The sequence below is a fragment of the Paenibacillus sp. Y951 genome, assembly GCF_056786395.1.
The window spans coordinates 122,091-147,246 of record NZ_JBXCIY010000012.1; the positions used below are offsets into that span (position 1 = coordinate 122,091).

Consider the following 25,156-nt stretch of genomic DNA (forward strand, 5'->3'; position numbering starts at 1 on the left):
CCTTTATAAACTTGATGAATATATTTGTTCATGCGTAAATTGTTTCAAGTAATCATAAGTGTAAGTTGTCAGATGTTGATATTGATTGTATCTATATGAGTACTCCACATCTAAATGCGCAGGTTTAACTTCATCTATTCTTGTTTGTATATCATCTATACTCATGGGTACACCTAATACATCGGTAAATTTAATTTCAATAATGCCGTTATTAAAAGCAACATCAACTGTACCACCTTGCCACGAGGAAACGATGTTTTTAACAAGTGTCGCATCGAAATTACCTTGACCTCTCATTTTAGCTATAATGACGCTTCTACGCTCTGGCAATGGTTTGTTTGTATTGTTAATCGGCACGTCTAGTTCAGCCTCGTATATCGCTAATCCCCATGTGGCTGTCTCTACAGATAATTGCTTAATAAAATCAATCAATTTACTATCTAAAGCATCTAGCTCTGGTTTGATAGCATTAAATAAGGTCTGATAGATTGTGCTGTTTTGCTTATATTTTTGTAACCATTTTATCAAATCATGAGACATTAATAATCACCGTCCCAACAACTGCAACTTCATCAAAAGCAATACTTATATTAGCCGTATCGCCATTTATCAACAGGTTGCTGTAGTCACTAACTCCTTCACTGTTTAGGATCGTTGAACCAACTTTAGCATAAGAAACAATATGATCATCAAAGGCGATATTTTTAAGTAAATTAGTTAAGTTATTTATAATTGTCGCTTCAACTACAACTTGATCGTATCCATTTGATATTGTGATATCTACATCAATATTAATTGGCAATCCAGTTGCAGACACTACAGTAAGAATTGAACCAGCACTTGCTTGACCTTCGCCTAATCCATCGGATGGATCAATATAAGCTTTAACATTATCGATGATTGTTTGAGAAGCTGGCTGCTTATCTGCATTGATAATGATTACTTTGACTGTATTCACACCGTTCCAAGTTGGAATAATACGAGAATCTCCTACACCGCTAACACTATTTGCCCATGAGATAAAATGAGATACATTGTTGCTTGTTGCAGGTGAGCGTACTTTGTCATAATATCGCTTTAGATAATCAGCATCTGATTCCTCTTCAAATCCGTCACTAGTAAGATTATTGTTAGTTACTGCGGTAAACCCTGAGATTGTCACAGGGAATAGATTAATAGAACCTGCTGGAACGTTACCAATATTACCGCTTGTAACTGCTTCAATGTTAACTGTGCCATTGGTTAATATTGTTTTAGTCTCAATTGACTTAAACCGAGTTCCTGATTGCGTTTCGAACGCATCACCAATATTAATTATTCCTGTTCCAGTTACTGTAACCTGACCGACAGCATATGTAGCTTGCTTGCGCTCTAGTCCTGATCGCTCATAGATTCTCTGAGTTAACTCATCACTTGACAAATTTTCTATACTAATTTTAGTTTTGCCTTCGTTTATCTCTGTTTCAACTTCTGCTAACTCATTGGCAACAGAGGCTAATACATCATTAAAAAAGCTACCTTCATGTTTAGGTAGCGTGTTGGGTATTCTATTGAGCATCCTTTCTAACATATCTTTTGCTGGCATTATATCACCACACTTTCCTTTATTGTTCCGTAATCGCTTAATACATCGAATGATACAATCAGCTTCGATTTAATACGTTCAATATTAAAATTTTCTATGTCATTGATTGTGTTATTTTGCAATAATGTCTCTCTAATCATCCGTTCTAGTTCGCTCATAAACATAGATGTTGGAAGCCTTTGTCCAATTAATTGCTGATACTCCGATCCATAATTACTTTCTTTATATAGTAGCGTTCCACGTTTAGAACGCAATATGTGTTGTATCCACGTTTTAAGATACTCAATACCTTCTATTATTACTAAGTTTCCATCCATTAGAATAAAGTCACCTCTATCAAAATCAAAGGCAAATTCTTTATGTATAATCTGTGTTTGTTCCATAATTTCTTCTAATTCAAATTCCAAATCTACTATTGAAGGGAGACTCATTTAATCACAACCTTATCGATGATATGCCAACGTTTCCAATGCTCATCAGGTGCAACAGTAACCATATCGCCTATCGCTAGATCAATTTTAAGCTTCATTTCTCTTGTTTCTTCAATGAGACTACCAACTGTATTCATGTAGCGATAACTATACGGTATGTCGTACCCATCACTGTAAATCTGTGGGATAATCAGCTTTTCATGCTCAATGATAATGCCTTCTCCCCATCTAATACGAATAGGAGAAACACCAATAACTTCAGCTAATCTAACATGCGTTGATCGTAGATTACTCTTTTTGTAAAGTTCTACTATTAAATCCGCTAATCTCTCATCACTACTCATCATTTCACTTCCTCTGGCAATACTAATTCAACGTCCATCATATGAATCTGATTAGCAATAGTATGCTTAACAGATTGGATAACATAGCGACCATTCATTCCTGTTACCTCTTCATTAATGTCAATCAAATATCCACCTCGAAATGCAGGATCACCCATTAAAGATATCGTGTTAGTCTCATGCACTTTACCTAGTCGCTGTAACAATATACGAGCTACTTCCCTTGCCTTTGCCTTATCCTCTGCATCTACTGTAAACGTTTCTTCAACTAAGCCATATTTTCTAATCAACTTTTCATCTTGTGATGATGTTACGACTTCATATGAATCGTTTTCACCTTCAATAAGAATCTTAATTCGATTTCTCATATTCTCAATTGATCGTGTTTTGTCTGCTGCAATCACAAAATCCATTACATCATGATTAGTCAAATTATCTGCTTGCTTGAATGTACCTTTAATGAGTAAGCTCTTTTGCTCATCAATGTAAATATGACCTTTACGCATCTCAACAGTGTATTTCTTTCCAGAAAATGCTTCATGCTTTTTCCAAATTTCTTGAATGATATAAGCTGGAGACTGCTTGATATATATATCATCAATAATTGTACTCATCGTTGGCACATTGCCTATTAGCATACCGAAATCGGTTAGTACTTTAGTAATCGCCTGAGACGCTGGAATACGATTAAACTGGTATACACTAGTAGACTTTCCTAAGTACCAAGCATAATCATATCCAGTATATTTGATAGTATCTCTACCTGATTGTCCTTCAGTGACTAAAATCCATCTATGTATTTCTTCATTATCTTTTGTGAGAACAATAACATCCCCCAATTCACATGGATTCTTCGGAAAGTGTTGTGGCATATCATGGTATGCGATTTCAAATTCGCATGGACAATACATACTCATATCTGAATCCCATGATATCCCTGACATTATAGGCGTAATATCATATGATTTTGTTCCATCGTTTTTAATTAGTAATATCTTATACATAAAGTCATCGCCTCAAATCTACAAATGGAAACTCAGTAAAACTCATGGAATAATTAATATTTCCATCTTGTCTAACATCCCATTCAAAGTTATCAATAGTAACCGCCATGTTAATAGTTTTCTTTTTTTTATTATCAACAATGATTAATCTAACGGGTATCCGTCTGTCTCTCCAACGCTCGATAGTATCTACATATTCCATGCCCCATATGTTGCGTTTTTGTAAAAATGGGTAGTCTCGCACAGGGAAGAAGGATGAAAAATCGATTGTTTTTAAATCTCGTAAGCCTATCATATTAAGATTTTGCTTAAGTCCATTTACTTTTTGATTAGCGAATGGTGACGAGACTGAATACTCTTCGAGTGGTACTGGAAGTTGTAATACTTCTTCGTTATTATTTATGGATATAAAAGTTTCGATCAATTTGACATCTCCTCTCTATGCGGTTCCCCAAATTCCACGCTGAATTCTAGACACTAACGAATCAGCAATACTAGTTGAAGTGTTATCTTTCAAGGCTGCTTTCGTATTGGCCTTTGTTGCTGAGGTATTACCTTTAGTAGCATCAGTTAACACAGTATTAGCCTCTGTATTGCTATTCAAAGCATCGATTAACTCATCTTGCTTGACTTCTTCGGCTGTCTTTTTCTTGTCTTTCTCGGCTTGAGCTTTGTTAGCTTGTTTCACAATTGCGTCATCGCTAAACTTAGCACCGTTCATATCTACTTTTGGAATTAAATTTAATTCACTATCCCATTTGGGCTTTTCAACATCAGCCATAGCGCCGCTAAAGTCTACTTTTCCTAAACCACTAAATGATAACTCTTTGACTGCATCGCCAAATCCTAAGGCATTGGATACTGCATTAGCACCTTTGATTAGCAGATTTATACCGCTTAGCGCATTATCGACCAAACCATTAACCAAACCAATAAATCCGTTTACCCCAGCTTCACCAGCTTTTAATATGCCATTCCATATGCTCTTTCCTGCAAACTCAATGCTATCCCATGCAAATTTGTAAACTTTTAACATAAAGTTAGCGTAAGTGATAAACATATTTACTGCCCATTGCGTAGCTCCTACAATTGCGTTCCATGTATTCATACCCATTAACTTTACTTGTTCCCAATTATTGATAACGTACATGCCAGCTGTGACTAGTAAGCTTAGCAAAGTAATAACAAAACCAATCGGGTTAGCCTTCATTGCAGCATTCAGTCCTCGTTGAGCTAGTGTTAATAAGCCAACTTTTCCTCCACTTGCTGCTGAAGCATTTCCGTAAAATGTAGTCCATGTTGCTAGTAGTTTTATACTTGCTGTCTTAGCAATGGTGATAACATTAGCGGCTGTTACTGCTACTGTGTAAGCAGTTATTCCACCAATAACACCGTAGACAATAGGAGATATCATAGACCAATTTTCTGTTACAATCGTGTATAATCCCAATGCGGCATTGGTAGCTCCAGTTACAGCATTAGCTAATTTAGGCAACACTTCATTCACAGTTGGTAATAGCTTAGCGCCTATCTCAGCGCCTGAATCAGCCAATACCCCTTTTAGATTCAATAGTTGAGATGCAAATCCACTTGATTCTCTTTCCGCTGTACCTATAGCATTTTTGGATTGATCTACTGCGATTCTGTAGCGTAACTGTACCTTTTCCAATTCAGTTAAATCTTTGAACTTTCGCTTATCACCTTCACTAGCTAGTTTTTGCGCTAATATGGTTTCGTTGATGACAATACCCATTGCTTTAAGATTTTCTGTTTCCCCGAGAAGTCCCTTCCTTACTCGATCTACACCTTCAGCAGCTCCACCTTGTAAGTTACCAAATGAAGCTAAATCTGTTCCCAATGTTTGAATCTGTTTAGATAACTCAAATCCTTGTGCTGTTGTCGCTCCAAATCCAGTAAGCATATCTTGTGAGTCAGCTAATAATGACTTGATTTCATTCCTTGATCCACCTACAACGTCACGATATGTTTTCGCCCAATCTTCGGCATCTTTACCCATCGCACCAAATACTACATTAAACTTCGCTTGCATTTCTTCAGCATCAGATGCTAGTTTCAAAACGTTTGTTCCCAGTGTTGCGAATGATAAGCCTGCCATTGCAAGCCCAACCATGCCTATTCCTGTTTTGAGAGCTGACCATGTTTTATTAGATGTTTTCTCTAAGTCTTTAAGGCTAGTTTTATACTGTAAAGTACTCTTATTGATCTTTGCTAATCCAGTTGTAAACTGATCTTTTAAACCTATTCGATGCTCTATTCCTTTGCTCATTTCATTTATTCACCTCCACACAACAAAAAAAGGGAAGCTATTTGCTCCCCCACGCCTTCGCCTCTTGTTCCATTTGCAGAATCATTGATTGTGCCATAAATCGCTTTGTATAAAAATCAACGTTAAGCAAATAGTCAAGTTTAAAGCCTTTTTGTAAAAAATAATGATAGAATAAGGCTTCTCCATCATCATTTATTAGTTTTTTATTTCGACATCCACAATTCTCACGCTATCATTAGTACCAAACATACCGCCTAGTTTCCCAGCATATTCAGCGATTGATTCAAGTTCGTTATCATCTTCAAACATTTTCTTGACCGCCTCAAGAGGCTCTGGAAAAACAGAACGATCAATCAATAATTCTTTCAAATTTGGTTGTACTACACATTCATAGACAATCTTTGCATTTGCATCATCTGCATTGTCATTTGCAACTAGCTTAGCAATCTCAAATATGAGTGCTTTATCAGGTTCTTGGATAGTGATAACACTATCAATAGATTTAATGTGAAGTTTCTGTGTTTTAAGCTTCTTCTTCGCTTTATTTCCTGCTTTTTGTAACAATAATTCTTCAATAGTTTTAGCCATTTATATGTAATCCCCTTTTTTAATCTACTAAATCAATTACGTCATAGTCACTGAATTTAAAGCTTAATTCTTCATTCGTGATTGCTTTATTTTCAAACTGGATTAGTGAAAACTTGTCAAACGTACAGTCCTTTGCTGTAACGCGTTGTGATTCTCCTAAACCGTTTTTAACCAATCCAACAACTGTTAATCTAGGTGCTATTCCTCGTTTTACGCTCTCTGCAAATAGTTTAAGTGCTCGACTGTTCATCTTTTTCATGGTTAATGAGCCTTCACCTGCCCATCCAATTTCACGCTGAAATGTACCATAATGTCCGACAAAATTTATCTCTTCAAAGTTCATTGTCACATCCATTGAAAATTGGTCAATTTCTGCCAGTTCATCTCCACCAATCCACAACTTACCCTCTGTGCCTGTGAATGTTTTATTAATATTTGGTGCTACCATTGTATATTCATCCCCTTATTTAAATTGAAATCACAAAACTAATATCTTCAAACGATTGAAGGAATTTAAGATTACCTTTAACAAACATCTGCTTCTTAAACGGCTTATCTTTAATTTGTTGGTCAGTTAGATCACTTACATCTGTACCGATATATTCCCATGCTAAACGTTGCTGCTCAATATCAATATCAAATCTATTGTCATGTTGAGCATCAAGTACGGTATTCTCAAGTGACGACAAATAAGCATTAGCCGATGTTAGCAACAACACTTGATTATCATATGAGTTCTTAAATGTTCCAATTTGCTTATTGAATGTGCTTCTTAGATCATCTTGAATCAAATCTAATCCTTCTACTACCTCGATTGATTTCCAGTCTTCTGATTTCGGAGCAGCTACAGTTGTAAAGCTATTGATACCTCTACCAACCTTAACTTGCTCATCATCTTTGATAAGGATCAGTTTACCATCATCAATATCAGCATCAGCATCAATTGACTCTGTGATATCAATCACCTCATCTAATACTAGATAAGTCGCCGAACGTGTCAATGGTAAAGCAGCTAACAACCCAGCAATACGTCCCGTATAATCTGATGCTGTATATGTCTTATCTGCTGTCACAATTCCTTCTGTGGCAAAGTTAACAATACCCTCATCATTAGCTGTGCTATTTGGCAATACAGCCTTAAATGTTTTCTTGTTGTTTCGTTGTGACTTAATCCATGTTGTAATATCTGCTGTATCGGCACTAGCAATACTAGGCACTGCAAGCCAATTGAAACGCTTAGACGCTAATACAGTTAGCTGTGCTGAGTAATCTGTATCATCAGCCTTACCTCTAACCACAATCACTTTGTATGGAGCTGATAGTATTGTTTTCTTAATCAAATCAAGGTTATCTGCTGTCCAATCTTCTGTTACAATATCTGTGATTGTTTTATACTCATATACTGTATCAGTCTTAGTATCATCTCTAATAATAAGAGCAACAATACCTCTTTGACTTCTAATAACAGCCGATACAGCCTTGCTATTAAACTCGATTTCTATTGAGGGTAACCCCATTTATATCACCTTTTCTTTCTATATTTTTTGTAATAATTTATATAACTCTTTGTCTAACATGTCATACCATTCTGCTTCTATATCTGCTCTAGTTTTAGGAAATACTCTCTTACCTTCAACAAATCCTGTTTCATTACCACTTGCATCTAGTATACGTCTTCCATTCTCAACTAAATGTGCATGAGGGGCTATCTTACTACTCGTATATACCCTTACTGACCATTGTCCAGTAACAGGATCGAGAAATAGCTTGCCTCGCTTAATAGACTTATAATAGTTACCTGTTTCTTTGCCAACTATACTTTTAGCTTTACGTGCTGTAATTTGCTTTGCTTTATTTCCCATTGTTCTCAGCAACTTCTTGGACTCATTGGGAAATGTCTTAATTAGCATTTCTATGTTGCGCTGAAACTCATCTAATCCAGTTGTTTCGATGCTAAATAATTTCGTCATCTAACACTAACTCCTCTAAGTCTTCATATACAGGTTGTTGTCTATTACTCTCATCTAGATATGTTATATCAAATTCAAACCATAATACTTTGTCCGTAACATCAGTAGTAGCTTCATGTATAAGAATTGTCGTGTCATCAATTGATAAAGTATAATTAAATAATTGTCTTAATTCATGTTGTTTTTCTAGAATCTCAGTCGAGTAGTCATACAGACTTGTAGGAAAGTAATATATCCTAATGCTCATTTGATTTTCAGTGTAATTTTGTCGCTCATTAAACCTAATATCTTCTAGCACGACCTTAAATGATGGTCTAACAAATCCTTCTTCAACGTCTGTCGAAATTACTTCTATATCAGGAAATGTATTACTAAGCACAGTAGATATCAATGCATCTATTTTTAATGGAGTAATCATTATGTCGTCACTTCCTTGCAAAAAATCTCTAGACTCTCATTAGAAAAATATGGATTAAGTATATAGATGATATCGAATCTATGACCTCTGTAAACTAGATGCATATCCTTTGTAATCTCTTTGCCTGATTGATAACGGCATATTGCTTTATGTGTACATTGTGTAAGCATTGTTTCAGCTTGTGAGCGTATCATATTACCCGTTTGAGGTATTAACTCACATCTCATATACTTCATAAACTCATCAACGTAGACTGTCTTACCTTGTGCATTTATAGTCTTTACTTTCTTATATACCTCAACTCTATGTCTTAATTTACCCGCTTCGACTTCCATTTTTTATCACCTACAATAGATTTACAGCATGCATATTGAGTATTAAATCAGCAACTGGATTGAGCTTGTCTTTGTCTACTGCATATTGTCTTTGAGTGTACATATCATTACATATAACTAAATAAGCAATAGCAATGTCATCTTTGCTATTGATATCGTCATATGATAATCCCGTATAGCTTGCAACAAATGCTTTACCACCAAACAAAATAGCGTCAATAAAGTTGTCATCATGATCCCAGTCAATATGTGCGTAATCTTTTAAAAATTGTTTAGTAACTTCACTTACTTTCATATTTACACCCCTTAAAAAGGAAAGCGGCATAGTCAATTAAGCCTACACCGCTACATATCAACTTACTTTACAATTAGTGCAGCAATCTTTTGATTATCTACCACTTTACTATCAGCTTGAATGAATGCATTAACACCAATTGCATATTCATTTGAATACTTCTCAACCAATACGTTTACCTCTACATCTTTGCTTAGTTTAACAACGATACCAGACATATCACCATAGAAAACAGCTTTATTACCGATAGTTGTAGATACGGCAACAGAAGATGAAACGTGAACAGGCTTACCAAAAATAGACCAGCCGAATCCATTTGTGATATCTTTGTTTAGGATATATTGACCGTCTGAATCTTTAAGTTTACGAAGCGATTTCAATGTAGCTTTGTTCATAATCCACACAGCGTTTGCTTGATATACTTCTGGAACAGCCATTTGTAGATCAATCAAATCGTCAGCATCAATTTTTACTGTAACTGCTGTAGTAACAGTATTAGTAGTTGAAGCAATACCAGACATTTTGTTAGTAGTACCATTGATAAGCTCTTTTTCTAGGAAGTCAGCAATAGCTTGTGCTACTTTATTTACGATGAAAGAAAGCAAATCAACATCAGTGTTGTTAAGTAGTGACTTAGATACTTTTGCTAACACGCCAACTACATAATCGTTAAGTTCTACAGTTGTAAATTTGCCTGTGCCTTCAGTTAACTCTGTAAATTCAGCACCTTGATAAGCTGCGCCGATGCTAGAAGTTGTCTCATCGTATACAGGGAATACTAGTTGGCCCTTAACATTATAAACTGTAGCCAAGCTATAAATTGGTGATAATTCTTTAACTTTCTCGATGATTTGTGCTGCAATTGTTTTTGGTACGATTCCACCGCTAGTTGATTGACTTAATGCACGTTTCTCACCACGTACAAATCCCAAGAAATTCTGTTCATCTAATGCACGTTGTTCTGTTTCTTGATTACCTTTTACTTCTACTTTTTTATCCATTGATCTAACCTCTTCCTCTAATTTAAGTGTATTATCAATACCTGCAATTTCTGTTTTTACTGCTTCAATACGAGTAGTCTCATCTTCTGTAAATGCACGAGTTTCAGCCTTCGCTTTGCCAACTAAACCTTCCATTTCTTCAATCAGTGTGTTACGTTTTTCGATTAATGCTTTCATTTATAAATCCCCTTTTCGTGCCATCATGGGCAATAGTATTTTTAAAATAAAATAAGCCGCTCAATTAGCGACTAGAATGTTTGTGTTTTAATATGTATAAATCTAAATCAGTTACGCTATAATCAATCGGTTCTGTTCTAATTTCTTCTTTAATTTCTATGTCTTCGACTGCATCAATAAACTCTACAGCGTCAGTATTTCTATACTCGGTAATCGTATGTAAGTCATCTCTCATCTCAATTGATGTAGCGATATAAGCAGGAGTACTAGTCAATATACTGACTTCTGGTAGTGTAATTTCTTCTAAATATCGTCTCTGCATGCCATCTTTACCATCTTCCCAGCTATCTTTTATAGTTTGAAAAGCAAATGACCAGCCTGTTAATTTCTTGTTTTTAGCTTGTTCCATAACCTCAGGATCATTGATTATTGCTACTGCTCGTAAGCCAATATCATCTTCCCATAATTGTAGGTTACCATCCTTTGTGCTACCCAGTTTCCTATTATTGTTATGATTAAATAGTAGATCAACATTATCAGTTGCTTCTAAAGCACGTTGGAACGTCTTAGCTTTAACTTGTTCTATAAATTTGCCTTTTGGTGATGGTAATATACGACTGTCACGTGACACAACATTTACGTAGCCTTCGATATGTACTGATTCATTCCTGATTTCCACTTTCATCTTCATCACCTCCTTTACTCGACCTACCTACAGTAGAAGTTTTGTCGGTATTTGGAGTATAGATTTCTTTAGTTTTAGGATTAAAGAGCACATCTTGCAAACCTAACTTAATAAAATCAAGATTGTACGGTTCATAGTCCTCTAAATATCTGATCTCATCCCACTGCATAAATCCATTCTTAATAGCTATCTCATAAGCTTTGAATCTCTCTACCATGTCACCCTTCATTAAATCTTTAGTATCAAAGGCAAAGTAACGCTTTTTCTTCTCAACTTCTAGCAGCATATCTCTGTTTAATGATGTCTCGAATGCTTTAATAATAGGTAGTATGCAAATCTTAATAAAGGCTACATATAATACGCTCGAACCACTATCCCATAGGTTTGAAGGAATGCCGAATAGTTTAGTTATCTCACTAGCATTTGTTTGTTTATTTTCATTCAATTGCAACTCTACACTAGTAGATGAGGCCTCTTTAAAATCTAACCCTTCGTTTAGTACGATTACATTGTCAGTGTTATCTTTATATAGATTATTCCAAGCTGTTTTTAATGCTGTCATTGCCTCTTCAGTTAATTTCTTCTGCGCCTTAATGAAACCTTTCTTATTACCACCAGTTTTCATCAATAACTTTTCATACTTAAGCATTAGATAAGCAACTGTTAACATGTTATTATTATCATCAACAATACCAGTTCCAGTTGCACCGTCTTTTGTATTACGAATTAGCTTAATAAAGTCAAATGGTCTATATGTTTGACCATTCACAAGTATGCTGTAGTCTTTAAAGATTGGATTAGAGTTTTTATTAATGCTAACTACTGATTCATCAACATAATGTAAGCTTTTAATCGCATTACGTTCCTTGTTGATATAAGCATATCCTGCTCCAGCTAACAGATAATCTTTGATGATTGCTTTTTTAAATTGGAAACTATCCAATGTATCTTTTGTGTCGTCATTTAATAAGCTAACTATAACATCATCATTAACAATGCTAACTTTGCCATCTTGCTCTTGATAAAGATTAATTGGTAGCATAGCAATCGTATTAGAGATTAACTCAACACTAGCTGCTAATGTGGGTATTTGCATAGCTTGCTCAATTGTAATATTATCTACACCAACAGAAGCTTCAAGTAACACCTCTTCTAATGTCTTTGCTCTCTGTTCATATGTGCGCCAACTTTTGTATTTTTGTATCAATCCCATTAATAATTTTCACCTCCCTCTTAACTATCCTACTTGAACTACAAAGTCATCTACATCTAGCATCTCATCAATTTGCAATAGGTAGACAGCCATAATAAGACTCACAACCATATCAACTTTACCGTTACTCTTCTTCTTTGATATGTATTTACGTAATGTTGTATCTTCTGTAACTTTTGCGTTTTGAAAGTTGACTTCAAGAAGCTTATTCTCCTCATATTCAAACTTCTGAGATAGAATGTATTCTTGCAGTAATTTGGTCGGAGCGTGAAGCGTGTCAGAATGCTGTCTAATTTCTACACAATCATATCCTGCGGCTTCTAGTTTCTGTGCAGACGATAAACAGTTGTAGCGGTCGTATCCGACTTTAACTACATTAACCTTATGCTTCTCTTCGATTTGCATAATCATCTCCTCAATGAACAAATATGATATGGTTAAGTCACCAGTTGCAAAGCACTTCCCACTTTTAACATGAGCATGATAATCCTCTTTCTCTGATTTAATCTTCTCTTCAATGCGATCAGCAGGGATAAATGCATAACTATCAGCTAGTATATTGCCAGTCTTCTCATCCAAAGCTGCCATCGAATAAGAAGCATTATCAGTCGTTTGAGCTAAATCCAATGAAACATAGACATTACGACCTGTCCAATCAATCTTATTTACTTTGCATTTCTTTAATTGAGTTACATCAATATAAGACTCTGTACCAATTCCTTGATATATGATATTACAATGCTTCGTTATAAAATTCTGCCGTCTACTTGGTACTTCTATAGCTACTTGTCGTTTACTTAGTAAGTCTTCCATGATTTCAGGAACATCTACCACTAGAGGATTAGCTTGTAACAAAATGTTATCGTCTGTCATCCAATCCTTTGTATTGTCTGGCTCATATAGCAAAGCAAATACTTTATCATCAACTACTGTTCCATCTAATACCTTTTTGGCATATGCCACTTCATCCTCAAATGGATTATCAAATGTAGGATACTTTGTTGAGATTATACAGCCTAACTTATTAAGCACTGTTAATTGCCCGCTCCGCATAGCTTCAATAGGATAGTGGCTATTTAAAGCGCCCGTTTCGTCAACTAGGAATACTGATGCCAATTTTCCATCCATCCTACTTGTGCTATAGTTTAGAGGGATAAATTTATTGTTATTAATGAGACATTCAATGTCATCACGTCTAATTTTAAACTTACTAGTCAAGGCTGGACTAACACTGATTGTTTCCTTAATTGCTTCTTTGACTTCACGGCTAAGTGAGCCATCAGGAGCGACAGAATAAAATTTACTAAACTTAGGTTCAAGCAAAAATAATAATATAAACATAATATTAATAATCCAAGTTTTACCATTCTTTCTGCAAATCTCCAAAATTGCAGTCTCATATCTACGTTTGCTTGTATTATCTTTATGTACCGTACATAGTATTGCGACAATAAAAAAAGCTTGGAATCCAGCAATACAGTCATAAACTGTGCTGCCAGCATTCAAGCCTTTTGCCATATTCATTAATTTTAACAAGCTGTCAATCATGTTGATTTTATTACTGTCGATTATGTATTTGTCGTCATGACCATTTGCTATATTGATGAACTCTTTACATTGTAATATTACATATTTAGGAGCTACTATAGTTCCCTCAATAACACCTTTTGCATATTGATAGCTTTTATGATTAATCACCATTACCTCCACCTTTTAATGCCTGAAGGAGCGGATCGGCTTCATCTTTCTTCGTTTGGAGATTAATGTTACCTAGCTTAGCTCTACTCGCTGGTGATAATGAAAGTTCCGAATTGCAACGATACAAGTCTTTCGTATATTTGTCTTTGGCAGATAGTAAACTTTTATCCTTTAAGTTTTCAATATCATCATTAATCAAGGTTTCGATTTCTTGCAAGCGATCAATCGCAATTGCACAAGTTGACAAAATGTAAATATCTAAGTTACCTAATATTCCACTCGCTTTTAGTTGGTTAACAATATATCTAAATATCTTTTTCTGCTTTGTGCTCAAATATGTAGGCGGTCTTATTTTATTGTCACTGCCTCGAAGCTTATTTTCATTTGCTATTCGTTCCGCAATTTCAGCTTTCGTTTGTGAACATTCAGTCAATACTTTTGCTGATTTTGTTGGTCTTGCCATACACCTCACCTTCCTTTCTATTTAGTACCTGATGTTAAAGTTTCATTTTACAGATTTTGTGTAAATGATTGGGGGCGTGTCGTGTCTGATAATGTTAAAAAATCACATTTTTTTTTGGTGGGGGTACTATTTAACTTCACCACACTAAAGCATCAAAGGGAATCACACTTTTCTCTCTTCCTGCTCATTTACTATCTCAATCAACTCATCGACTGGTATATAGCTTCTCTCTGCGTCTGAATGATGCATTGAGCAAAGAGTGACGAGATTATCGTTATCTAATCGTTTACCCCAGTCATCAACCAAACTAATGATATGATGAACACTAGTACCTTCATATACATACTTGTCTCTTGTCCCATACAATTCCCTTATACATACTTGACACAGTCTCATGTCTCTATCTTGAATCTCTTCTCTTTTACTTTTCCACATCTTACCATTTCTAAACAATCTCATTGCTTTACGTTGCTCAGTACTATTGTCATAGTCTCTAGTATCTCTCTTTGGCTTGCTAGAACATACAAACTTGATATCATGTATTCTCATACAATGCTGACAACTCTTAAACACTTGTACCCACACCAACAACTGATGTTTTGAGTTTATCCCTTACTTCCAGTATCGCTTCATCGAGTGTTTTATCACGTAGATCAATTGTTACGTTAGCAAAGTTTTTTGTGTAAACAACATCATTCAAGCCTAGATCATTCTCAATTGAATTAATCACTTTAATCATTCTCAAATACAATTGCTCTTGATTTGGTTTAATTTTATACATCTCATTAAGCACCTTCATGTATTCCAACTTTAGATCAATATTATTATGATTACGCATTATTCATCTTCTCCTTTTTTTATATACTACTATCGCAGTAATAGCACTAAACATAAGCATTACTGCTGCTATCATCCATTGCCCCTGACTATATAAGATTGCTGCACAGCTTATGCACAGCATCTCAACTGGCGAATGTAGTCTACTGAATAGATACTTCATCAATATTCCTCCTTGAAATAAAAACAAAAAAGTCACCCAATTAATACGGATGACTGATGTAAAATTATGTAGTATAATTACGTAAAACATGATAAGGAGTCTAACTATGTCTAAAAATAAAACTCTTATCACACATGCAGATTTCGAAAGAATGCGTGTATTCTCACAGCTTGTAAACGTCTATCAGAATGATTATTTGATTGATGCTGATATTAAAATAGTTTCGCATGATGATATTAAAGTCACTGCAAACAATGGTAGTCACTACTTTAAGTCTAGCTGCATATTTGTTCGTGCTTAAATAATGTCTTATGTATACCTTCATCTTCGCACATCTCTACACTTAACTCTTCAATTTATACATTTCGCAAAATGAAATAAATCTTGCCATCTTTATAACCATCAACGTATCTATTTGTCTCTTGTGTACTGCTAACTATCACTTTGTCATTGAAATTATAATGATACGCTAATGTATCAGCAAAACTCTTGTCAAGATTGATACAGTCAAACTTTTCCATATGATCAAAATGACATATTAACTCTACTTGCTTATTAAAGTCGATATCTAATTCAAAAATATCAGGCAACTCATCATAAGGAAACCAATTAATCCAATCTAAATACGCTTTGCTCTTTCTAGTAGCTGATTTACCGCCTAAATTTACGTATTCATACATATAATTCTCGCTAAACGCATGAATATTAATCGTATACATATCCTCAAGCTTCGGCTTCAGATGTTCAATTTGTTTCTGTAAATTCTTATTTTCCTTTGTTAATTCTCTCTTTGCTGCTCCATTTTTAAAATTACTAATCTTATCAATATCTTTTGCTACTTGTCTTAATAATTGTTCAATTTTATGTATAAATGCTATATCATTTTCGTATGTATCTTGCTTATCTAATAGTGTACGTTCAATATGTTTATATGCTGTTAACTTGTTTTTAGCTGACCATTTGCTAATGTAATCCTTGATATCATTATATGTATTATATACATTGTCTTTTCCATCTATCGTAGCATCTAGTAATGCTTGTCTACGTTTTTGTGGTGTAGCAAATCTAACAGCATTATCAATTTCAGCATCAGTTGCAGACGGATCAATATATATTTTATTTTTGCGAATAGCTGGAAGCACATCGAATGCAATCCATTTTTGCATATTTAAAGCTATCTCTGCATTAGAATGCATCATAAGCAAATATAGATATGATTCAGCAATAAAATCACCTTTCCCAACTTTCTTGGGAAAATTAAAAGTGGATAAATATTTATTAATTGTCTCAAATCTTACATACTCTTTTCCTTTTTTCGATTGTGTCCATCCTAAACTTTTCGCTACTGATTCTGCTTCGAATTCTACTCCTTCGTTTGTTACTCGTGCAGCTACCTCAAATATTTCGTTGCTAAATTTTTGAACATTACTCATCTTCTTCATCTTCTCCTTTTTTATATGAAGCCAACACAAAAAAGGACTGCTAAATAATTAGCAATCCCGTTTGTATTAGTCCCGTCTTAAAAAGATGTCTACTACATCATAGACTATTAGATGATCTACTGTATTATTAACGTCCGCAGTACTCAGACGACGACAAATAAGAGTAATCATTGACTACTCTCTTGTCAGCTAATAAAGGAGCTACCCTTCCCAAAAACAATGGGAATATGAATATTTAGTTGTTCGCCACGTCACGAACTGGAACCATCATCTCACAGGTTCACTTGCTCTCTGTCAAACTATATTCACTCTATATTATAGAGATTGTATACAAAGCACGAACATTTCTGCTCGTCGCTTATCGGAGGATGAACATGGGAACCAGCATATAACTGGCGATACCGACATTAAAAAAATAAATATTATATTATAAATTCGTGTTTGTGTCAAATGAAAAAAATCTAATATATTTGAGAGATAGCTGCTATTACTCTAGCAATATAGCTATTCATAGATTAATAATGATCGATCTTTAACTCAACTACCTCTCCATATAGGAACTTTTAGCATCTCTATAATACCCTTTAAATCATTGTGTTTTATAGAGATGATTTTCCAAAAAGTGTGGACTTTTAATTTTTAAATGCATTGACAAATGTTTCTTTTTGTGTTTGATACATAAAATTAAGTAATTTTCGTGTTATTTTTGTATCAGTTTTCATCTTTGCAATCTGCATTAACAATGTATACATCGTATCGGGATTGAGCGTTAATCTACCAATGCGAGTAGTGTAAAAATCTTCAATGCTCTCGATTGCTCTATATACTTCTTCATCATCCATACTTTCATTTTTGCGAACACTAGCAGTCTTATCTCGCATATTCCGAGCGTACTCAATGATTTTTTTAATCTGCTTCCTGTCACCTTTTTTAACATTACCATTCTTAATCAGGCTAGTTAGCGTCAATGGAACTTTTTCGTTAGCATCTGGTAGTCCACTCATACACTCATTCAAGTAATCCATTGGGCAATTATATTCCATCGTTTTAATCTTATCGCTCTCACTCACATATTTCCAAAAATTAGGTTTATCTTTACGTAACTCTTTCATTTTTTTGACGTTAGCAATCTCTTTTTTGATATCTACATCATATAATTTCTTGCTTAAGTCAATGCAGATACCGCTTAACACAGTCATGACATCAACCTTCTTAAGCAATTCCTTTAATTTATCTCTTGTGCTTCCATTGTCCAGTAAATCCCAGTAAGTGCTTAAGCATAATTGTCCCTGATTGGTTACTTCGCCAATATTTCTTTGACTAGTTGATAGTTGATTATCTATAATAGCCATATTCTTCATCGATATCTGATATTTTTTCTTGTCGCTCTCTACTGCATTAACGCATACTCGATATTCTTGACATTTCTTAGCTAATCCCAATAGTAATTTATTGTCGAATATTGCCACATTATCACTATCGTAGTCACATCCCGAGAGGATATCTTGCAAAGGGAAATCAATCGCATTCACACAAACGATATTAGATGTAAGATTGAAATATTTTTCGATATCAGCATTATGTATATTCTCAAAAATCACTACATTTGATGGGCTTGTATGTGGATTACGAAAGCCGACTAACTGCTTACCAAACTCATGAAGTGTCGTATAAATTTGATTCCCAATTAAAGGCGACTTGATTTCTTTACCTATTGCATGAGCCAGCATTTCCATGCTGTTTCCAATCAAAACTGCATAATCACCTTGCAGTCTAACCTTGCCACTCTTGACATGCGTTACATGTTTATTGATCTCTTTTTTGCGAAAATCTCTGAACTGCTTAGTACGTACAATCTCTTTATTATGTTTATATAACTCAACGAACATCATATTACTATTAATACTGTTAGCTGATTTTCTTACGTATTCAATGAAAAAATCATCATCATTTTTAAGACTCATAGTGTACTCATCACGCTCATATGCTGCTAATTCCTTTATGTCTTCAAGGCTCGCTGGCAACGAATTGATCATCTGATATGATGTCTGTTGTTTATCATCATGTCTACTAGCCTTTTCGCTCTTACACACTCCAAATATTGAACCTTCAGTTTCAACAATATTCTTCCAGTAACTCCACATTTCCTTTTCTCCGCCAACAATATCAGCATATTTCAGCGCTTTAAGTGAGCTTGGTGTAGTAATCATGTGAATGTCTGATGCAAGCAAAGCATTACCGAACATGTCAGATATCTGCCATTCGTCATATGACACATCAAATGGACAATTATCTATGAGATATTTTTGAATGTTACAGTTAAAAGCAGCAGACTTAAACATATGATTACGAAGCAATATCATTGCCTTACCTTGTGGAAAATACTCAGGTGATAGTAAAGATTGCCCATCAAACAGGTTATTGTTTATCGTTGTAGTCTCTTGGTGGCTATCAAGAAAACCGTTACCATTTTTTCTAATAACATTAGCTTCATGTGGAAATTGGCTGTATTTATCATCAACAATAAGAATATTTTTTGGATTAATCTTAACTAAACTCTCTAGCGATGATCCGACTAGACTCTCGTATGCTAATAAACTAGCAAAATCAATCTCATCTTCTCCAAATGATAATCCTATTCGGCTCCAGCTAATCATCTCGTCATGTAAACTCTTTTTGATAAATAAGCATTGTCCTGTGCGTGATTTAGCACTAGAGCGCTTATACACTACATATTTATGACCGTTATGTGTGAAACCATTAGTATATAGATGCTTTCTAAGTTCCTCACTGCTAACCTCACACCAATTTCCGTCTCCAATCTTACTATCTAATACAGAATTAAACTCGATAAGCTTCTGCTTGTATTCTTCCTGTTCATCTGTTAGTTTGGCTATTTTTTTATTGTTAACTTTGATGATTTCCTCCGCAGAGCGAACATTATACTTAAACTTGAGATTAAATATGTCATCAGAGATTCGCTTTTTGTTTGCTTTGGTTACTTTCATTCCAACTGAAACCAATTTATTAAGTTCTAAACTGTTCGGTATCATGCCTATATGATCAAGTTCAATTTCCTTATCTCTGAACATGCTACTATATATATGACTTGCTTCAATTGATGGTATATACACTGATTCCTCTAGTTTTTTCAATGGTAAATTATTATCCAATATAAATACTCCTCCTATGATATATAGATGTTATTTTTACTATTAGTTATGTATAATTTGAGCTTAGATTGCGTGTCTAGCGTGTTCAGATGCGATGTTGAATAAGATACCGAAACATCTATAAATTATCATGATCTATCTCTATACCAGCATTCATCATGTCTCTCTTATATTCATTTTCGTACTTTTCAAATCTACCGTCATAATCAATGCAATCTATATAGTCATTTATCCTAATCTTACAACTCTCAATAAATCTAATATCAATTCTTTCTCGCTCACAAATCTTAAATAGTTCGTAATCATCGTATTCAATTGTTCTTATCTTTCCTATTTTCCATTGACTGCTCTTAACCTTTTCTTTAAGACTTGAAACAGTAATCTCTCCGAAACTCACACTAAAAACTATATCCGCATTCTTCCTGAATCCTTTTCTTCTTTTATCTTTTGCTTCTCCGTTTTCATTATAGAAACTGTTCCAAAGTTTCTTTTTCTCATCATCTAATACAACATAGTACATATTTTCTTCTTGTTTCATACTCCCATCAACATAAGCACCTGAAAATTTATATATCCTTGGATCACTGGAAACAGTGTTCATTTGATTAATTTTGGTAACTAGACATGATCTAGAGATACCAAGCATTGAGCACAATTCAGCATGTGACACTTTTACTCCAGCGTTACGAAATGTATTATGATTAAAATAAGAATACAGCCAAAACTTCTCACGATCATCAAATTTATCAAAAATTAAGTATGGAATCTTTATAAAAGACTCATCAGAAACCAATGGAAAAGTAATAGATAATATTTCATCTTTATGTATACTGTCACTATCACAATCAAATATGATATATCCTCTGTCACGTAACAAGAGAAGATCAATAACTATTGATTTTCTTTTTTTAGTATTGCTACCATCCAATTTACATCTGATTCGGTGATATATTAAATTAATACTAGTATCAGTAACCCAATTATCTATGAGCTGCTGACGATTACGAAATAGAAATGCATATATAAATAATTGCTGTGCTGATAGTAAATCCTCACCGATATGAAAACTACGTTTGAATATTAATATAAAACTATTAATTATTGATGACATTTACCCACTCCTAATCTTAAATGATACATAATAAACCTGTTTCTGTGCCTTTGATCTTGAACTTGATCTTATGTTTTGAACTTATCTTTGTTATTTAAGCGATAGCGACCAACAATTTTTCAATGAAGCCACGCGCGCGTGATATACTCTTATACTTATACTCTTACTCTTATACTCTTATATCTTACTTTGTGTTTAGAAACGTTTTTTCATAGTCTAAAAACACTACGTTGTATGATATGGAACATAAAAACATCGATAATAATACTAGGTAGTGTTTTTAGGAACGTTTTTATGTGTCTATTTTGTACTAGTTTGCAACTAGTGTTTTTAGGAACGTTTTTATTTTGAAATAGAATCGTATGCTTCTTTAACCAGTTTGAATAAATAATCATTACCGCCTTGATCAGGATGTAATTTCTTCATTAAAGCTCTATAGACAATTTTAATTTCATCTTGAGAAGCATTATCAGCAACGCCTAACACTTGATAACTGTTACTAGTAGTCTTTTTACTCGATAAAAATGAGAAATCATAATCATCAGCGTTAAATTGCTTATATTCCTCTTCCTTTTTTCTTTCCTCTTGCTCATTTTTACCCATAAAGAATGATTCAACTTCGAAAATATCAGTCATACCATCAACTTTATTAATAAACTCATCAATAATTACGTTATAAACTATCTTAGTCATCGAGTATTTTTTAAGTAATACTAACATTGTCACAGATGCTTGATTTATAAACTCGACTCTTACATCATGAATAGCTAATCTAATGAGTGCTGGTAACATTAAATGTCTACATAAAGGATCAGCTATCTTATAAGCATCTACTATTAATAGTTGTTGTTTTTTACTAAGAATGCCAATGAGATTAAGTTGTTCATAATTAAGTTTGTAGCGTGTATCTCGTCTAATCGGTAAGATAACATTCTTAAGATTGGCAGCAAATTGATCTACTTCTTCATCCCAACAACTAGTATATTGAGGTTGTTCAGGTTGTTCAGTTTCCTTGATAGTTTCTTTAGTTGTTTGGCTATTAGTTTTCTTAATAATTTGTGGCTCTTTATTAGCTTTCTTGACTTCTCGTAGCTCTCGTACCGTCATATTATTAACAGTTTTCAATTCACCAGTTGATGGAATTAGATGTTCTTTTTCTCGTTGATCAGGTGGCATAGTTGCGATTTGATAGAGTGCATTTAACCCTAAATTGTGGTACGTACCATAATTTGACCCTATTTCCTCACTTACCTTCATCATACGATTAGCGTCATTCCAGTCTAAATTTATACTTTCCAACCATTTACCAAATTGTCCATGAGATAAGTCATTATCTTTAACATGCTTAAGCAGTCTACCTATTTCAAATACTGCTCCAGTGACAACTGTCTTGTAATGAAGAATCTCGTTTGTGATTGTTTCAAGTGATGTATCTAATTCCATTTCAACTTGTTTCATTTAATCCCTCCGTATAATTAGTGTTTTTATATGGTATATGTACTGCCAGTATGATTGGGGATTGGTAGCCCCTATGTGTCATAATTTTATTGATTACTGTGTAAGATTAGAGTTTAATAACGAAGCTAGTGAACTATCAAGATCAATAATAACTTCTAGTTCTCTTCTCTCCTCAATAAAATCAATCACATTGTCTAAATGCACTTTAGCCATTAAAACATATCCGTTCTCGCTGAAAAATCGCTGTGAAAACCATTGTGCCTTTTCCTCATCAAGTGTCCAAGAATACCCATTAGGATTGTTATGATCATTGATCCCTCGGTAGATTGTAATATAACCTTGCTCATCGGCATGTTTTTGTAGTTCGTGTTGCATGGATAATGTTGATATCACAGATTTATACTTTATGACTTGTTTATATATGTTAATATCAAGTCCATTCTCGCTCATAGTCCATATGTCTCTAAATACTTCGTACTTTTGGTTGTCAGGAATCTGGTAATACAATTCAATATATTTGCTGAAATATTGATGTTTAGGCAACAATAAAAAGTAGTTAAGAAATTTTTTTCGGCTATAAATTTCTTTAACTTTTTCTTGATATAAATTTCTGTCTCCTTTTCAGTCATCATAATACTCCTCCTATTATTTTGGTTTGAGCATAAAAAACATTAAAACTACTTGATTTGCTTAATTTGCTTGCATTTTGTAAATGTGCATGATATTATTGTTTTATCGCCATATTTTGATCAACAAAGTTAGTTTACAATTGTAAGTTATATACCTTTACCAAAAAAGCTTCAATCTAATGAAAAATTACATAAACTAAATCAAGCGCATCAACCTCTTTCTAGTAAAAAATGGTAGTATCATAGACGCCCTTGCTAGAATCTGCACCTATAATACTACAAATAATAACCTTTACAGCCTATAATAGTCAAGGCTTATTTTTCGTTTTCGTGAATAGTTACAGGGATATTTGTGAAATATTACAAGTATCCCTTTTTGCTGTTTAATCTAGCAAGTTCCTCTGAGATTGCTTTGAACCTCTTCTTCTTTCTGCGTAATCTAGCAAGTTCCGACCTAATTTCAATCCGCTCAGCAACGCTCATATGACGATTAGAGCCTTGTTTGATGAGGTTATGATACTTATCATTAATACTATCAATGTACTGCTCATACTTAGTTGTAGAGTTAGACATAGCAAGCACCCTCTCTACATTAAAATATTTAGCTTGTCTAATGTAGTGTTAATAGCATCACTGAGATTTTCATATAAACCATCCCAAACATTTGCGAACATTAATTGACACTCGTCATCCCAGTTCGCACTCATAACCATTTGAGCAATCCAAGGCTCGTTTGGTACGCCATGTGCGCTATTATCATAACCTTCTTGACCGACTGTGAATAGTAACTCTATTAAACTAGCTTTATTCGTTAGAGCATCCTCTACACACGACTCTAAGCTGCTTAACCATTCTTTGTTGCTTCCGTTCTCATTCACCTTAAATTGTGGCACTAAAATAGCTTGAATAGCTTCACGTTGATTTAGATTGATCTGTTCGATTGCGATTGTTGCTGTTGTCATAATAAACACTCTCCGATTAATAGAATTTTTTGGTTGTGAATTGATTAGAATTGATTGAAGAAAATCCAAATGGAAAGTCAACATTCCATTTGCCTAGTCTTGACCATTTTTTGAAGTTGACGTTCACGATAGAACTGTGAGAACTATCGTTCAATATTATTGCATCTGCTGCATTACTTCATTAATAATCTCATCACGTTCGACTCTCAGACGCTCAATTTCAAGTTTGATGGCTTGTCTACGTTGAGTAGTAGTATCAGCATCAATATGCTCTTTAGCGAGTGCTATGTGACGCTTTGAGATAGCAAAGAGTTTATCTGTATCTTGATTGTTCATAATCCAGATGAGGCGATTAAATGAAATAGCGTTGTCGTATAGTTCGCTGATCATGTTCATTATGTATGTAACCTCCTTTTGTGTTGATGTGCTGTGTGTTGTTCTCTTGGTGTAAATCTAATATAACACACTAGTGCAACACTATGCAATCACTTTATTTATTTAGTGTAATATGTTATAGTATTAGTGAAAGGGGATGAAACAAAATGGCTATAGCCGATGAAAATATTAGAGTAATGATTACGATGCCGAAAGAGTTAAAAGAGGAACTGGAAAAGGAAGCTAAAGAGGACAACAGAAGTTTAAGCAATTACATAATGGTGACTCTACAAAACAGAAAAAGGGAATAGTTATAAGAGTGAAAAATATTAAATAAACAATAAAAAAAGAAGCTTATACCGTTCCTCTTGTAGATACTACGGGGATAGGTTAGCTTCTAATTCTATTGTTTATTGTGTAAGATTGGAGCGCATACGAGCAGGATTTAGAGGAATAAAAAATATTATTAGATCAAAAATAAATAAAACAACTAAAAAAGACTTCCCTGTCAT

At 34.2% G+C, this 25,156-nt stretch carries 32 protein-coding genes; 2 read left to right on the top strand and 30 right to left on the bottom strand.

Going from position 1 to position 25,156, the window contains the following annotated elements; all coding sequences use genetic code 11:
* Window positions 1-3: 3 nt before the first annotated feature.
* From AC1TPB_RS17125 to AC1TPB_RS17230, 22 genes are all read right to left on the bottom strand, one after another.
* Window positions 4-540 (bottom strand): putative phage tail protein, encoded by a 537-nt coding sequence (locus AC1TPB_RS17125; RefSeq protein WP_482077611.1) that lies wholly within the window; start codon window positions 538-540, stop codon window positions 4-6.
* Complete coding sequence (locus tag AC1TPB_RS17130; RefSeq protein WP_482077612.1) at window positions 530-1,585, bottom strand: baseplate J/gp47 family protein; 1,056 nt, start codon at window positions 1,583-1,585, stop codon at window positions 530-532. The genes AC1TPB_RS17125 and AC1TPB_RS17130 overlap by 11 nt, the downstream gene beginning before the upstream one ends.
* Window positions 1,585-2,016 carry a DUF2634 domain-containing protein gene (locus AC1TPB_RS17135; protein ID WP_482077613.1) on the bottom strand — a complete coding sequence of 144 codons (432 nt, stop codon included), beginning with the start codon at window positions 2,014-2,016 and terminating at the stop codon, window positions 1,585-1,587. The genes AC1TPB_RS17130 and AC1TPB_RS17135 overlap by 1 nt, the downstream gene beginning before the upstream one ends.
* The gene (locus tag AC1TPB_RS17140; RefSeq protein WP_482077614.1) at window positions 2,013-2,363 is read right to left on the bottom strand and encodes a DUF2577 family protein; all 351 of its coding nucleotides are present in this window, start codon (window positions 2,361-2,363) and stop codon (window positions 2,013-2,015) included. The genes AC1TPB_RS17135 and AC1TPB_RS17140 overlap by 4 nt, the downstream gene beginning before the upstream one ends.
* Window positions 2,360-3,364, bottom strand: coding sequence for an XkdQ/YqbQ family protein (locus AC1TPB_RS17145; RefSeq protein WP_482077615.1), 1,005 nt, complete (start codon window positions 3,362-3,364; stop codon window positions 2,360-2,362). The genes AC1TPB_RS17140 and AC1TPB_RS17145 overlap by 4 nt, the downstream gene beginning before the upstream one ends.
* Before the next feature lie 4 nt (window positions 3,365-3,368).
* The gene (locus AC1TPB_RS17150) at window positions 3,369-3,788 is read right to left on the bottom strand and encodes a hypothetical protein (RefSeq protein WP_482077616.1); all 420 of its coding nucleotides are present in this window, start codon (window positions 3,786-3,788) and stop codon (window positions 3,369-3,371) included.
* Between the two features lie 15 nt (window positions 3,789-3,803).
* A complete protein-coding gene (locus AC1TPB_RS17155; RefSeq protein ID WP_482077617.1) occupies window positions 3,804-5,651 on the bottom strand; it encodes a phage tail tape measure protein in 1,848 nt (615 codons plus the stop codon).
* Window positions 5,652-5,846: 195 nt separating this feature from the next.
* Complete coding sequence (locus AC1TPB_RS17160) at window positions 5,847-6,239, bottom strand: hypothetical protein (RefSeq protein WP_482077618.1); 393 nt, start codon at window positions 6,237-6,239, stop codon at window positions 5,847-5,849.
* A 19-nt stretch (window positions 6,240-6,258) separates the two neighbouring features.
* Window positions 6,259-6,687 (bottom strand): phage tail tube protein, encoded by a 429-nt coding sequence (locus tag AC1TPB_RS17165; RefSeq protein ID WP_482077619.1) that lies wholly within the window; start codon window positions 6,685-6,687, stop codon window positions 6,259-6,261.
* Window positions 6,688-6,706: 19 nt separating this feature from the next.
* A complete protein-coding gene (locus AC1TPB_RS17170; protein ID WP_482077620.1) occupies window positions 6,707-7,756 on the bottom strand; it encodes a phage tail sheath subtilisin-like domain-containing protein in 1,050 nt (349 codons plus the stop codon).
* Window positions 7,757-7,774: 18 nt separating this feature from the next.
* Window positions 7,775-8,209, bottom strand: coding sequence for an HK97 gp10 family phage protein (locus tag AC1TPB_RS17175; protein ID WP_482077621.1), 435 nt, complete (start codon window positions 8,207-8,209; stop codon window positions 7,775-7,777).
* Window positions 8,193-8,627: a phage tail terminator family protein gene (locus tag AC1TPB_RS17180; protein WP_482077622.1), complete on the bottom strand. Its 435-nt coding sequence runs from the start codon at window positions 8,625-8,627 to the stop codon at window positions 8,193-8,195. The genes AC1TPB_RS17175 and AC1TPB_RS17180 overlap by 17 nt, the downstream gene beginning before the upstream one ends.
* On the bottom strand, window positions 8,627-8,962 hold the full coding sequence (locus AC1TPB_RS17185) for a phage head closure protein (protein WP_482077623.1): 336 nt from the start codon (window positions 8,960-8,962) through the stop codon (window positions 8,627-8,629). The genes AC1TPB_RS17180 and AC1TPB_RS17185 overlap by 1 nt, the downstream gene beginning before the upstream one ends.
* A gap of 10 nt (window positions 8,963-8,972) precedes the next feature.
* On the bottom strand, window positions 8,973-9,257 hold the full coding sequence (locus AC1TPB_RS17190) for a head-tail connector protein (RefSeq protein WP_482077624.1): 285 nt from the start codon (window positions 9,255-9,257) through the stop codon (window positions 8,973-8,975).
* A gap of 62 nt (window positions 9,258-9,319) precedes the next feature.
* Window positions 9,320-10,435: a phage major capsid protein gene (locus AC1TPB_RS17195; RefSeq protein ID WP_482077625.1), complete on the bottom strand. Its 1,116-nt coding sequence runs from the start codon at window positions 10,433-10,435 to the stop codon at window positions 9,320-9,322.
* Window positions 10,436-10,499: 64 nt separating this feature from the next.
* Window positions 10,500-11,120: an HK97 family phage prohead protease gene (locus tag AC1TPB_RS17200; protein ID WP_482077626.1), complete on the bottom strand. Its 621-nt coding sequence runs from the start codon at window positions 11,118-11,120 to the stop codon at window positions 10,500-10,502.
* Window positions 11,098-12,333, bottom strand: coding sequence for a phage portal protein (locus AC1TPB_RS17205; RefSeq protein WP_482077627.1), 1,236 nt, complete (start codon window positions 12,331-12,333; stop codon window positions 11,098-11,100). Before AC1TPB_RS17205 ends, AC1TPB_RS17200 begins: the two co-directional genes overlap by 23 nt.
* 24 nt (window positions 12,334-12,357) lie before the next feature.
* Window positions 12,358-14,034 carry a terminase large subunit gene (locus AC1TPB_RS17210; RefSeq protein ID WP_482077628.1) on the bottom strand — a complete coding sequence of 559 codons (1,677 nt, stop codon included), beginning with the start codon at window positions 14,032-14,034 and terminating at the stop codon, window positions 12,358-12,360.
* Complete coding sequence (locus AC1TPB_RS17215; RefSeq protein ID WP_482077629.1) at window positions 14,024-14,494, bottom strand: phage terminase small subunit P27 family; 471 nt, start codon at window positions 14,492-14,494, stop codon at window positions 14,024-14,026. Before AC1TPB_RS17215 ends, AC1TPB_RS17210 begins: the two co-directional genes overlap by 11 nt.
* A 162-nt stretch (window positions 14,495-14,656) precedes the next feature.
* Window positions 14,657-15,043, bottom strand: a complete 387-nt coding sequence (locus AC1TPB_RS17220; RefSeq protein ID WP_482077630.1) for an HNH endonuclease — start codon at window positions 15,041-15,043, stop codon at window positions 14,657-14,659.
* 16 nt (window positions 15,044-15,059) lie between these two features.
* Window positions 15,060-15,332 carry a hypothetical protein gene (locus AC1TPB_RS17225; RefSeq protein ID WP_482077631.1) on the bottom strand — a complete coding sequence of 91 codons (273 nt, stop codon included), beginning with the start codon at window positions 15,330-15,332 and terminating at the stop codon, window positions 15,060-15,062.
* 3 nt (window positions 15,333-15,335) lie between these two features.
* Window positions 15,336-15,494 carry a hypothetical protein gene (locus AC1TPB_RS17230; protein WP_482077632.1) on the bottom strand — a complete coding sequence of 53 codons (159 nt, stop codon included), beginning with the start codon at window positions 15,492-15,494 and terminating at the stop codon, window positions 15,336-15,338.
* A gap of 106 nt (window positions 15,495-15,600) precedes the next feature.
* Here AC1TPB_RS17230 and AC1TPB_RS17235 point away from each other — a divergent pair, with 106 nt between their 5' ends.
* Window positions 15,601-15,795: a hypothetical protein gene (locus tag AC1TPB_RS17235; protein ID WP_482077633.1), complete on the top strand. Its 195-nt coding sequence runs from the start codon at window positions 15,601-15,603 to the stop codon at window positions 15,793-15,795.
* Window positions 15,796-15,850: 55 nt separating this feature from the next.
* On the opposite strand, the gene AC1TPB_RS17240 is transcribed toward AC1TPB_RS17235, so the two are convergent.
* The 8 genes from AC1TPB_RS17240 to AC1TPB_RS17275 form a co-directional block, all read right to left on the bottom strand.
* Window positions 15,851-16,927, bottom strand: a complete 1,077-nt coding sequence (locus AC1TPB_RS17240) for a BRO-N domain-containing protein (RefSeq protein ID WP_482077634.1) — start codon at window positions 16,925-16,927, stop codon at window positions 15,851-15,853.
* A gap of 641 nt (window positions 16,928-17,568) precedes the next feature.
* Window positions 17,569-20,109, bottom strand: a complete 2,541-nt coding sequence (locus AC1TPB_RS17245; protein WP_482077635.1) for a hypothetical protein — start codon at window positions 20,107-20,109, stop codon at window positions 17,569-17,571.
* 118 nt (window positions 20,110-20,227) lie between these two features.
* Window positions 20,228-21,220 carry a hypothetical protein gene (locus tag AC1TPB_RS17250; RefSeq protein WP_482077636.1) on the bottom strand — a complete coding sequence of 331 codons (993 nt, stop codon included), beginning with the start codon at window positions 21,218-21,220 and terminating at the stop codon, window positions 20,228-20,230.
* A 342-nt stretch (window positions 21,221-21,562) separates the two neighbouring features.
* Window positions 21,563-22,678 carry a DnaJ domain-containing protein gene (locus tag AC1TPB_RS17255; protein ID WP_482077637.1) on the bottom strand — a complete coding sequence of 372 codons (1,116 nt, stop codon included), beginning with the start codon at window positions 22,676-22,678 and terminating at the stop codon, window positions 21,563-21,565.
* 93 nt (window positions 22,679-22,771) lie between these two features.
* Window positions 22,772-23,221: a hypothetical protein gene (locus AC1TPB_RS17260; protein WP_482077638.1), complete on the bottom strand. Its 450-nt coding sequence runs from the start codon at window positions 23,219-23,221 to the stop codon at window positions 22,772-22,774.
* Window positions 23,222-23,667: 446 nt separating this feature from the next.
* Window positions 23,668-23,880 (bottom strand): hypothetical protein, encoded by a 213-nt coding sequence (locus tag AC1TPB_RS17265; RefSeq protein ID WP_482077639.1) that lies wholly within the window; start codon window positions 23,878-23,880, stop codon window positions 23,668-23,670.
* Between the two features lie 14 nt (window positions 23,881-23,894).
* A complete protein-coding gene (locus AC1TPB_RS17270; protein WP_482077640.1) occupies window positions 23,895-24,269 on the bottom strand; it encodes a hypothetical protein in 375 nt (124 codons plus the stop codon).
* A gap of 156 nt (window positions 24,270-24,425) precedes the next feature.
* Window positions 24,426-24,665 carry a hypothetical protein gene (locus tag AC1TPB_RS17275; protein WP_482077641.1) on the bottom strand — a complete coding sequence of 80 codons (240 nt, stop codon included), beginning with the start codon at window positions 24,663-24,665 and terminating at the stop codon, window positions 24,426-24,428.
* 146 nt (window positions 24,666-24,811) lie between these two features.
* Here AC1TPB_RS17275 and AC1TPB_RS17280 point away from each other — a divergent pair, with 146 nt between their 5' ends.
* On the top strand, window positions 24,812-24,955 hold the full coding sequence (locus AC1TPB_RS17280; RefSeq protein ID WP_482077642.1) for a ribbon-helix-helix domain-containing protein: 144 nt from the start codon (window positions 24,812-24,814) through the stop codon (window positions 24,953-24,955).
* The last annotated feature ends 201 nt before the right edge of the window (window positions 24,956-25,156 follow it).